This is a genomic window from Microvirga sp. P4_A5, from assembly GCF_056402495.1.
In genome coordinates, this window is sequence record NZ_JBFUHH010000010.1 from 17,366 (window position 1) to 27,573 (window position 10,208).

Sequence of the window (10,208 nt, forward strand, 5' to 3'; positions counted from 1 at the left end):
CTCGGGAGATGCCCGCGCGCGCCCGGGCCGCGAGGATCCGGACGGCTTTCGTCTTTGCTGCGCCCGGGCTCAGGCCAACGGAGCAACAAGGAGAACGTCATTGTCACGACTGGTCGTCGTTTCCAATCGAGTAGCCGTTCCGGACACCAAGAGCGCGGCCGGGGGATTGGCCGTCGCGCTCAAGGAAGCCTTTGAGGCCTATCCGGGAATGTGGTTCGGCTGGAGCGGCAAGGTCGCGGCGCATCCGTCCGCGCAACCGCGCATCGTCGACAAGGGGCGTGTCAAATACGCGCTCATGGACCTCACATCCATCGATCGTCAGGAATATTACAGCGGTTTTGCCAATCGCGCCCTGTGGCCGACCATGCATTACCGGATCGGCCTCGCGGATTTTTCGCGTTCCGACTACGCCGGATATCTGCGTGTCAACCGCACCTTCGCGACGGCGCTTTCGCAACTCGTGCGGCCCGACGATCTCATCTGGGTACACGATTACCATCTCATTCCGCTGGCGGCCGAACTGCGAACGCTGGGCGTCGAAAACCGGATCGGCTATTTTCACCACATCCCGTGGCCGGCGCCCGAAGTCTTCGCCACCCTCCCCGGCAGCACCGATTTGCTGCGCGCCATCATGTCGTACGATCTCGTGGGCGTGCATACCGAGCGTGACGCCGACAATCTCAGACGCGGACTCGTGCAGGAAGTCGGCGCCACGATCGTCAAGAACGATGTGCTGCAATTGGGAGATCGCCGCGCGCGGGTGAAAGGCTTTCCGATCGGGATCGACCTCAACGGCTTTCAGGCGGCGGCGCGGCGCTCGGCTTCGCTCCCGCTCGTCAGGCAGACGGTGGCGGGCCTTGGATCGCGCCAGCTCATCATCGGAGTCGACCGCCTCGACTATTCCAAAGGCATCCCCGAGCGGATGGAATCCTTCGAGCGCTTTCTCATCAGCAATCCGGATCAGCGCGGGCGCGTCACCTATCTGCAGATCGCGCCAACCAGCAGGAGCGAAGTGCCCGAATACGCCACCCTGAGCCGCGCCGTGAACGACACGCTGGGTCGCATCAACGGGTCGCTGGGCGAACCCGGCTGGGTGCCGATCCACTACGTGACCAGCAGTTATCCGCGCCCGGTCCTTGCCGGCCTCTATCGTCTCGCGAAGGTCGGGCTCGTGACGCCGATCCGCGACGGCATGAATCTCGTCGCGAAGGAATATGTGGCAGCACAGGATCCCGCCGACCCCGGCGTGCTCATCCTGTCGAAATTCGCCGGGGCAGCGCAACAGCTGACCGATGCGCTCATCGTCAACCCGAACGACAAGTTCGAAGTCGCGGAGGCGATCAACACCGCGCTCCACATGAGTCTCGACGAACGCATCCAGCGCTGGACAGAAATGATGAAAAGCCTGAAGACACAGGACGTCGCATGGTGGGCGTCGTCCTATCTGGGCGCCCTGAAGGCCCACAAGCCGCGGGCGACGGCTCGCAAGAAAGCGCGTCCGCCCGAGGCTGTGACGACGGGCGCTTGACCCGCTTGCGTGATCAAGGCCGCGTCTGCCCACATTGTGGGTCGAAGGGCCAATCTTCCGGCAGCCTGTGAACAAAACTGATGCAGCGGCGGGTCGCCCGGACATTGCCCGAATATTCCGTTCCGGTAACCTGTCCTTGCAGCTTCCTTCAGGCGCTGCCTCCGCCCCTGCCGAGGGATCCCAGTGCTCTCGGCAGGGGCGCCCATCCCCGACAAACGGTTTCGCCGAAAGCATGCGGTTGCTCTAAAGGAGCGGGTGACAAGAAACCCGCTCGATCGATATCATTGCGTCCTCCGCGGACCGCAGGTCCGCATGCGAAGGGCGTATTCGATGCTGATCGGCGTACCATCCGAGGTCAAAGACAACGAAGCCCGCGTCGGGCTCATCCCTTCTTCGGTTCACGAACTTGTCCACCACGGACACCGGGTGTTGGTGCAGGCGGATGCGGGGCTCGGCGCCGGCCTGACCAATGAGGATTATGTGGCGGCCGGCGGCGAGATCGTCGACGGGCCGGAGCGCATCTTCGCCGAGGCGGAGATGATCGTGAAGGTCAAGGAGCCGCTGTCGCGCGAACGCAAGCGGCTGCGGCCCGGCCAGATCCTCTTCACCTATCTGCATCTGGCGCCCGACCCGGACCAGACCCGCGACCTCATGCAATCCGGCGCCATCTGCATCGCGTACGAGACCGTGACGTCCCCGTCCGGCGCGCTGCCGCTGCTGACGCCGATGTCGGAGGTCGCCGGAAGGCTCGCTCCGCAGGTCGGGGCACATGCGTTGGAGAAAGCCCAAGGGGGGCGCGGGATTCTGCTCGGCGGCGTCCCGGGCGTGCCCGCGGCCTCCGTGGTGATCATCGGCGGCGGCGTCTCGGGCACACATGCTGCGACGATCGCCGTCGGCATGGGCGCGCAGGTGACCGTGGTCGACCGATCGGCGGATGCGCTGAAGCGACTTTCGGCGCAATTCGGCAACGCGATCTCGACGGTCTATTCGACCCGAAGCGCCATCGCCGAACTGGTGAAGGAAGCCGACCTCGTCATCGGCGCCGTGCTGATTCCAGGCGCCGCCGCGCCCAAACTCGTTTCCCGCGAAATGATCGCCAGCATGAAGAAAGGCGCCGTGGTCGTAGACATCGCCATCGACCAGGGAGGCTGCTTCGAGACCTCTCACGCGACCACCCATTCGGACCCGACCTATCTGGTAGATGGCGTCGTCCATTACTGCGTAGCGAACATGCCCGGCGCTGTGGCGCGAACCTCCACCTTCGCTCTCAACAACGCCACCCTTCCCTTCGCGCTGGCGCTTGCCGACAAAGGCTGGCGCGAGGCTTTGTTGCAGGACCGGCATCTGCTCGCGGGCCTGAACGTGTGCGAGGGCCTCATCACCTGCGAACCGGTGGCGGAGGCGCAGGGCCTGCCCTTCACCGACCCGCTTGTCGCGATCCAGAGGACCTGAGCGCTCGGCGCGCAGTCACGCGGCCGGGGCGACCTCGGAAAGCTGCTGTCGCAAGGTCGCCGGATCGATGGCGATCTTCAGGATCGTTCCGCCGAAATCGAGGGCAAGAACCGGGGTCCCGTCATGGCTCTCGACGCGGGTTTCGAGCGGGCGAAGCGGGACGCTTTTCGGATGGTTCGGGCCCGCGCCCGCGTCGAATGTCCGCGGCGGCAGCGAGCGGTGGACACGCGCCACCTCGGACAGCAAGTCCGTGATGATCGGCGTTGAATCGACGGTTCCAAGGAGGACCTCGTATTCGCGGCCCGCATCGGTGCGCACCGCAAGAGAAAAGATCCGGCCGTCCGCCGCCACCTCGACCCGCCACGCGGTCGAGCCTATCCGTTTCACCATGCGAGCGCTCTCCTTCGATTCTGGTTGTCTGGAACACGATGCGAGCCAACACGCAACGGGGTCAACACGCCACCCTCTTCCAAAACGACAAGGCCTATGCAACCCGTGAAAGTATGGCATGAAGGATTGCGCCGCTCCCTGGCGATTCTGTCCGTCGTCGGGCTCGCGGCGTCGTGGAATGGAGCCGACCGGAATCGGCGCGTTGTGCACATCTCCGCCTCGACAGGCGGACACGATCCGGATGGAGAACGCCTATGCGCCGCGCCGCTCTTGTTGCCGCCTTCTGCCTCGCCGCATCGACGCAGGTCCACGCCCAGACCCCCGCCGCCCCTGCGCCGGCCATGTCGGGAGCGGAGATCCGCGAGCTTCTCGACGCCGCGAAAGCAACCGCCAAGGCATCCCGCGAGAATGTCGATTACATTCGCGTCGTGCCGGACGTTCTCTACCAGATCCTCGCCAAGCTCGACAAAGTCGAGAACAAGCTCGACAAGATCGAGAACGAATTGAAGGCGGCGAAATCGTCCCTCGCAAAGAAACGGTGAAGTCAGGCATCGCGCGCTATACTGTCACATCGGCGCGTCTCACCAAATGTTAACGGGTGTATTGCATCGTAGAGGCCTCTCAACCGACCTTTTCGAGGGTAGCGATGCCGACCAAGCGCAATGTCCACCAGCCGGAAGGCATCACCGAGGAGCGGCTCGAAAGAGCGCTCGAGGTGCTGTCCGCGCTCGTCTCCGAACATGGCGAAAAGCACGCGCCGCTGCGCACGATGATCGAGAGGCAGCTTTCCGACCTGCGCGCCGCAAGGCCCGCGCGGAAGCGGATGCCGGCTCTCGCGGCAGCGGGCTGAACGCCTTGAGCCTCGCCGACACCGTGCGATCGCACTTGCGCGCCTTTGGAGGCGCGGCGCCCCGCGCCGTGCTGGCAGCGCGCGTCGATCGCACCCAACACGTTCGCGCCGAGAAAACTTCGGCCGACGCAGCCATGATCGAGAGGCCCCCCATGCTGGCAACGGCGATGCAACCCGCACCGATGGCGGCCAACGACCCCGCCACCGAGAACCTCGCCCAGCAGATGCTGACCCTCGTCGAAATCGCCGCTACCCAGGATCGCCAGATCCAGGCGCTCAAGACGCGCTGCGAACGGCTCGAGCTTCGCGAGCAGGCCGGCATGGTGGCGTTCACGGCGTTCTTTCACATCCTCGACGCCAACAAGGTGTCGGATCTTGCCGCGATGGCGGGCGTCTTCGGCAGTCTGATCGACCAGGCGCAGCAGCTCGACCTGCCGGAGGACTCGATTTTGTATCTGCGGCGGATCGAAACCATGCTCCGCGACCAGCATTCGGACGACCGCGACATCGTCCAATAGGGCATCCCCCGAAAGCGCCGCCGCGCCTCTTTGGAGCGCTTGCTTTCCCCGGGAAACGAGGCCAGATTCTGTTCAGGCGCCGGTCGATTGGCGCTTGAGACGAGCACCGGGCAGGCGCGGATGTACCGCCTTCCCGGCCTGCTCGTCGCCTATCGTCTCTTGCTGTCGGCCGGCAGATGACGCGTGTAGTTCTTCTCGCGTTCATCCCTGCTTTGCGCCAGTTCCTCATAGGCTTTGCGATCTTCTGGAGAGAGCACGACGCTGCGCGCCGGTGCCGTGCGCTGTCGCGGTTTGGCGCGCTTGAATGTCTCGGTCGGTCCGGTCATGGGTGCGCTTTCTGGATTGATGAATGTCGCCCGATCATAGAGGCGAAAGCCTCCGCGCGACAGGGCGCACCGGCAACAAGTCCCGATTCTTTCGTCGCTCCCCGAACAAATGGGTGCCCGCGATGTTTCCCCTCACGGGCCCATGCCGCCCGGCCTTTGTTCCGCGCAACGACCTCTCGCGTCCAGGGGAGGAAATCATGCCGCAGAATCGACTTCCACGAAAGGATCCGGAGCATCGGGAGGCCGTCCGGCTTTCCTGGAAAAGCCGTCACATTCCTGTGGGCTCGATCCTGATGGGCCTGTTGGTCCTCGCAGGGGTGCTGTCCGCAATCTTCATGGTCCTGGCGGAAGGTCCCTCGAACCCGATGCCCTGAAGCTTGGCAGGTTTTCATGAGCGATCGTTCCCCGCACATCGTGTGTCCCCATTGCGCCGGTGTGAACCGGGTGCCAGACGACAAGGACGCCGCGCAGGCGAAATGCGGCCGGTGTCACCGCCCCCTTTTCGTCGGCGGCGCGCTCCCGGCGACGACGTCGACCTTCGACATCCATGTGACGCGAAACCAGATTCCGGTGGTGGCGGATTTCTGGGCGGAATGGTGCGGCCCCTGCAAGGCCATGGCGCCGGTATTCGAACGCGTCGCGTCCGAGATCGAACCACGAGCGCGGTTTTTGAAGGTCGACGCGGATGCGGAGCAGGTCCTTTCCGCGCGCTACAACATTCGCAGCATTCCCACGCTGATGATGTTCAGGAACGGCAATGTCGTCGCCCAGCGCGCCGGCGCGAGCGACGCCAATTCGCTGCGCGACTGGGTCGAACACCATCTGCGGTGAAGCTTCCGCACATGCCCGCGACATTGACGACAATTTGAGATTCGGCGCTGTTGGCTTATCCCTGTCCGACGAGCCAGTCCTTCGTCTCCCCTCAGTTTTCAGTGAGCCCGGGCCATGAATCGAGGAATTTTGCGACTTTCGATCGTCGCTAACGGTTGGTTAAAGTGCCGCGTGCACATTGGTTCGCATGTCCGGCACGCCTCCCATGACATTGTTTGAACCCTCCCCCGCCCGCGGGTCGCGAGCGCTTCCGAAGTTCTCCCGCAAACTCCTCTCCGGCCGCCACGCGCGCTCCCCCTTGGCCGCTGTCGCGATCGCCTCGCTGGCATTTTTTTCCGCCGCCACCGGCACGCAGAACGCCGTCGCCAACGGCGACACCCGCAGCCTGACGATCTTCCACACGCATACGCGCGAAAGCGTGACAGTCACGTTCCGCCGCGACGGGCGCTATGACGATCAGGGACTGGCACAGCTCAACTGGCTGCTGCGGGACTGGCGCACGGACGAACCCATCAAGATGGACCCGCGTCTCTTCGACATTCTGTGGGAGCTCTATCGCGAGGTCGGATCGAACGAGCCCGTCAACATCATCTCGGCCTATCGCTCGCCCGCCACCAACGGCATGTTGCGCCGGCGTTCGAGCGGCGTCTCGGAACACAGCCAGCACATGCTCGGCAAGGCCATGGACATCCGCCTGCCGGACGTGGAGACCGGCCGCCTCCGCGCGGCGGCCATGCGGCTGCAATATGGCGGCGTGGGCTATTACAGTTCGAGCGCGTTCGTCCATATCGATACCGGCAGCGTGCGCGCCTGGCCGCGCATGACGCAGGACCAGCTCGCCCGCCTCTTCCCCGACGGGAAGACGCTGCATCTGCCGGCGAACGGCAAGCCGCTTGCCGGCTACGAGACGGCGAGGGCGGAGATCCTGTCGAGGAACACCGCGCTGGCGCAGCAGGCGTCCGCCGGCGGCGGCTCGCTCGGCGGGCTGTTCGCGGGTCTCTTCAACAAGGGCAGGAAGGCGCCCGCGCCTGAGCCCGCGCCCGTCACGGTTGCCAGCGCGTCCCCCGAACCCGAGGTCGCCGAACCGATGGCCTTCGCGCCGCTGCCGCCGCGGCGGCCGGCACCCCAGCCGATCGTGGTGGCGAGCGCCGATCCGTTGGTCCTTCCCATCGTGGAGGTGGCGGCGCCCCCGGTTCCGGAGCCGGTCCGCAAGCCCGTCAACTGGACCGAGCCCAAGGTAGCCGCGAGCGCCCTCTTCGACTCGCGCACCGCCGCACTCGATCTGACCTTCGCGCCGCATCTGCCCGGCGATCTCACGATCACCCGTTTCAGCGGACCGGCGGTCAAGCCCCTGCCGGTTTTGCGGCAGGCGAGCCTCTAGGGCTCCTCGCGCCGCAGCAGATAGGTGTCCATGATCCAGCCCTTCTGGCGTCGCATGGCCTCCCGGACTCGCAGGATCTCGTCGAGCACATCCGTGATCCGGCCTGTGATGAGCACCTCGTCGGCGGTTCCCAGATAGGCGCCCCAATAAATCGTGGCGTCGCGCCCGCGCAGCGATTCCAGACCGGGACCGGCATCGAGCAGCACCACGCTGTCCACCTCGAATCCCGATGCGACGCGCCGGCCGGTCGTCAGCTCCACCGGCTCGCCGATGCGGTTGAGCGGGATTCTGTGACCCGCCGCCAGCGCCTGCGCGCTGCTGATGCCGGGGATCACCTCGTATTCGAACGAGACCCGTCCCCGCGCCAGGATCTGGTGAAGGATGCGGATCGTGCTGTCATAGAGCGCCGGATCTCCCCAGACGAGAAACGCGCCGCACTCGCCCTCGCTGAGTTCCTCGCCGATGAGCCGTTCGAACAAGGCGGCCTTGTCGGCGTGCCACGCATCGACGCCGGCCTTGTAATCGACGGACGCCCTGTCGCGCTCCGGCTGCGCGACCTTCACGGTCCGATAATGCGCGCGCGTGATGAAGCGCCGGCAGATTTCCTCACGGATGGCGATGAGTTCCTCGGCAGCCTCCCCTTTGTCGAGCACGAAAAACACGTCGGCCCTGTTCAGGGCGTCGATCCCCTGAACGGTCATGTAATCGGGATTGCCGGCGCCGATGCCGATCACCAGGAGCTTCTTCATCACGCCGCCTCTAGAACTCGATGCCGGCTTGCGATTTCACGCCGGCTGCGAAGTGGTGCTTGATCGGGTTCATCTCGGTCACGAGATCGGCCGCCTCGATGAGTTCCGCCTTGGCATTCCGACCCGTCACCACCACGTGGAGGTCCGCGCGCCGCGCGCAAAGACAGGCCACCACCTCGTCGAGGGGCAGATAATCGTAGCGCAAGGCGATGTTGAGTTCATCGAGCACGACCATGCGGATCTCGGGTCGCCCCATCAGCTCCTTGGCCTTGTCCCAGGCGCGCCGGGCAGCAGCCACATCCCGCTCGCGGTCCTGCGTCTCCCAGGTGAAGCCCTCGCCCATGGTGTGCCACTCGACGAGATCGTCGAACCGCGCGAGCGCCGTCTTCTCGCCCGTGTGCCAGGCGCCCTTGATGAACTGCACCACACCCACCGGCCAGCCATGGCCGAGCGCCCGCAGCAGCAGCCCGAAGGCCGCCGTGCTCTTGCCCTTGCCGGAGCCGGTATGGACGATGAGCAGCCCCTTCTCGATGGTCTTCGAGGCCACCTCGCGATCCTGCACCTCCTTGCGCTTGGCCATCTTGGCTTTGTGGCGCTGGGTCGCGTCGTCGTTGGGGAGGGTCATGAATCGGTTCCTCGCGGTCGTGCCGGGCCGTTGGACCCTGCCGCGGGACGCAGGTCAACTCCCGACCGGCGGAGATTGCGGGCTCCGGGCGAACAGGCTAAGCATGGGGCGACGGTGCCTCGTCAAGAGGTGAAAAGGGAACGCGGTTCAAGCCGCGGCTGCCCCCGCAACTGTAAGCAGCGACGCCTGCTCCAAGAGCCACTGGACGATTGTTCGGGAAGGCGGAGCGGGTGCTGCGAGCCAGGAGACCTGCCGTCGCGTCGCTTCCTTCGGGCCAATTGGGCGGGGTGTCCTGTTGGCTGTACCGGGCTCATTGGGGTCCGGCCTCGTCCGTGGAAGCTCATGGTGCCGAACCCTCCCATCCAGGGCGGATCCGGCACGATCGGAGCGGCCGGCGATGGATGACGAACGACCCCCGTCCTTCCACGCTGCGTCGTGCGGCCCGTGCGTTTCCTTCGCGGCTCTGCGCATCGCCTTGGGCGGACCCAGCGCGGACCTTCTCTTTCCCTCCATCGGACAGGACCTCATGACCGACCTCACCAAGATCCCTTGCACCATCGTGACCGGCTTCCTCGGGGCCGGCAAAACCACGCTCGTGCGCAATCTCCTCCAGAACGCCGAGGGTCGGCGGTTGGCGGTGCTGGTCAACGAATTCGGCGACATCGGCTTCGACGGCTCGTTCATCGAGGGCTGCGGCATCAGCGGCTGCACCGAGGACGACATCGTGGAACTGCCGAACGGCTGCATCTGCTGCACGGTGGCGGATGATTTCGTGCCTGCCCTCACGAAACTTCTCGATCGCCCGAACCCGCCGGAGCACATCCTGATCGAGACCTCGGGGCTTGCCCTGCCCAAGCCGCTGGTCACCGCGTTCAACTGGCCGGCGATCCGCTCGCGGGTGACGGTGGACGGCGTGATCGCGGTCGTCGACGGTCCCGCCGTCGCGGCGGGATTTTTCGCCGACGATCCGGAAGCACTCGCCGCCCAGCGCGCCGCCGACCCATCCGTCGAGCACGACAACCCGCTCGAAGAGGTTTTCGAGGATCAGCTTCTCTGCGCCGACATGATCCTGCTCAACAAGACCGATCTGATGAGCGCCGACGACAAGGCGCGCGTGAAGGCCGACATCGCCGCCCACCTGCCCCGTTCGGTCAAGATCGTCGAGACCGATCACAGCGGCGTCGATGCCGCCCTCATCCTCGGCCTGCAGGCCGCGGCCGAGGGCGATCTCGCGGGGCGTCCGTCCCATCACGACGAGGGCGAGCACGATCACGACGATTTCGAGAGCATCGCCATCCCGGTCGGCACGGTCGCGTCGGCGGAAGCGCTGGCGTCCCGGGTCGGTAAGGCGGCGGAAACCGACGGCGTTCTGCGGATCAAGGGGTTCGTGCCGGTCGATGGCCGCCCCTTGCGCCTCGTCGTGCAGGGTGTCGGCCGCCGCATCGCGCATCATTTCGACCGGCCCTGGAATGCAGGCGAGGACCGCCAGGGCCGTCTCGTGGTGATCGGCCTGAAAGGCTTCGACCGGGCGTCGGTCGAGGCCGCGCTCGCGGGCTGA

Annotated in this window: 13 protein-coding genes and 1 riboswitch; of the genes, 9 read left to right on the forward strand and 4 right to left on the reverse strand. The window is 65.5% G+C overall.

The window, feature by feature from the left end; all coding sequences use genetic code 11:
• Positions 1 to 100 precede the first annotated feature (100 nt).
• Together otsA and ald are read left to right on the forward strand one after the other, a co-directional pair.
• The gene (gene otsA, locus AC1DVM_RS05290; RefSeq protein ID WP_477252630.1) at positions 101 to 1,528 is read left to right on the forward strand and encodes an alpha,alpha-trehalose-phosphate synthase (UDP-forming); all 1,428 of its coding nucleotides are present in this window, start codon (positions 101 to 103) and stop codon (positions 1,526 to 1,528) included.
• A 330-nt stretch (positions 1,529 to 1,858) separates the two neighbouring features.
• A complete protein-coding gene (gene ald / locus AC1DVM_RS05295) occupies positions 1,859 to 2,980 on the forward strand; it encodes an alanine dehydrogenase (protein ID WP_477252632.1) in 1,122 nt (373 codons plus the stop codon).
• Positions 2,981 to 2,995: 15 nt separating this feature from the next.
• Here ald and AC1DVM_RS05300 read toward each other — a convergent pair whose 3' ends face one another.
• A complete protein-coding gene (locus AC1DVM_RS05300; RefSeq protein WP_477252634.1) occupies positions 2,996 to 3,370 on the reverse strand; it encodes a hypothetical protein in 375 nt (124 codons plus the stop codon).
• Positions 3,371 to 3,624: 254 nt separating this feature from the next.
• On the opposite strand from AC1DVM_RS05300, the gene AC1DVM_RS05305 reads away from it, so the two are divergent.
• The 3 genes from AC1DVM_RS05305 to AC1DVM_RS05315 all read left to right on the forward strand — a co-directional run bounded on the left by AC1DVM_RS05305 (position 3,625) and on the right by AC1DVM_RS05315 (position 4,738).
• On the forward strand, positions 3,625 to 3,912 hold the full coding sequence (locus tag AC1DVM_RS05305) for a hypothetical protein (RefSeq protein WP_477252636.1): 288 nt from the start codon (positions 3,625 to 3,627) through the stop codon (positions 3,910 to 3,912).
• Positions 3,913 to 4,016: 104 nt separating this feature from the next.
• Positions 4,017 to 4,220, forward strand: a complete 204-nt coding sequence (locus AC1DVM_RS05310; protein WP_477252637.1) for a hypothetical protein — start codon at positions 4,017 to 4,019, stop codon at positions 4,218 to 4,220.
• Between the two features lie 5 nt (positions 4,221 to 4,225).
• Positions 4,226 to 4,738 carry a hypothetical protein gene (locus AC1DVM_RS05315; protein ID WP_477252638.1) on the forward strand — a complete coding sequence of 171 codons (513 nt, stop codon included), beginning with the start codon at positions 4,226 to 4,228 and terminating at the stop codon, positions 4,736 to 4,738.
• Positions 4,739 to 4,887: 149 nt separating this feature from the next.
• Here AC1DVM_RS05315 and AC1DVM_RS05320 read toward each other — a convergent pair whose 3' ends face one another.
• Complete coding sequence (locus tag AC1DVM_RS05320; RefSeq protein ID WP_477252640.1) at positions 4,888 to 5,064, reverse strand: hypothetical protein; 177 nt, start codon at positions 5,062 to 5,064, stop codon at positions 4,888 to 4,890.
• 197 nt (positions 5,065 to 5,261) lie between these two features.
• Between AC1DVM_RS05320 and AC1DVM_RS05325 the strand changes: the two genes are divergently transcribed.
• From AC1DVM_RS05325 to mepK, 3 genes are all read left to right on the forward strand, one after another.
• Complete coding sequence (locus AC1DVM_RS05325; RefSeq protein WP_477252641.1) at positions 5,262 to 5,438, forward strand: hypothetical protein; 177 nt, start codon at positions 5,262 to 5,264, stop codon at positions 5,436 to 5,438.
• A gap of 16 nt (positions 5,439 to 5,454) precedes the next feature.
• Positions 5,455 to 5,895: a thioredoxin TrxC gene (gene trxC, locus AC1DVM_RS05330; protein ID WP_477252642.1), complete on the forward strand. Its 441-nt coding sequence runs from the start codon at positions 5,455 to 5,457 to the stop codon at positions 5,893 to 5,895.
• 205 nt (positions 5,896 to 6,100) lie between these two features.
• Complete coding sequence (mepK, locus tag AC1DVM_RS05335; protein ID WP_477252644.1) at positions 6,101 to 7,276, forward strand: peptidoglycan L,D-endopeptidase MepK; 1,176 nt, start codon at positions 6,101 to 6,103, stop codon at positions 7,274 to 7,276.
• Here the strand turns inward: mepK and cobF are convergent.
• Positions 7,273 to 8,025: a precorrin-6A synthase (deacetylating) gene (gene cobF / locus AC1DVM_RS05340; protein ID WP_477252645.1), complete on the reverse strand. Its 753-nt coding sequence runs from the start codon at positions 8,023 to 8,025 to the stop codon at positions 7,273 to 7,275. The two genes, mepK and cobF, sit on opposite strands and share 4 nt — an antisense overlap.
• A gap of 10 nt (positions 8,026 to 8,035) precedes the next feature.
• The gene (cobO, locus tag AC1DVM_RS05345; RefSeq protein ID WP_477252647.1) at positions 8,036 to 8,650 is read right to left on the reverse strand and encodes a cob(I)yrinic acid a,c-diamide adenosyltransferase; all 615 of its coding nucleotides are present in this window, start codon (positions 8,648 to 8,650) and stop codon (positions 8,036 to 8,038) included.
• Positions 8,651 to 8,745: 95 nt separating this feature from the next.
• A riboswitch (cobalamin riboswitch) is annotated at positions 8,746 to 8,921 on the forward strand.
• Between the two features lie 255 nt (positions 8,922 to 9,176).
• On the opposite strand from cobO, the gene cobW reads away from it, so the two are divergent.
• Entirely contained in the window at positions 9,177 to 10,208 is a 1,032-nt protein-coding gene (gene cobW / locus AC1DVM_RS05350) for a cobalamin biosynthesis protein CobW (RefSeq protein WP_477252734.1), read from the forward strand.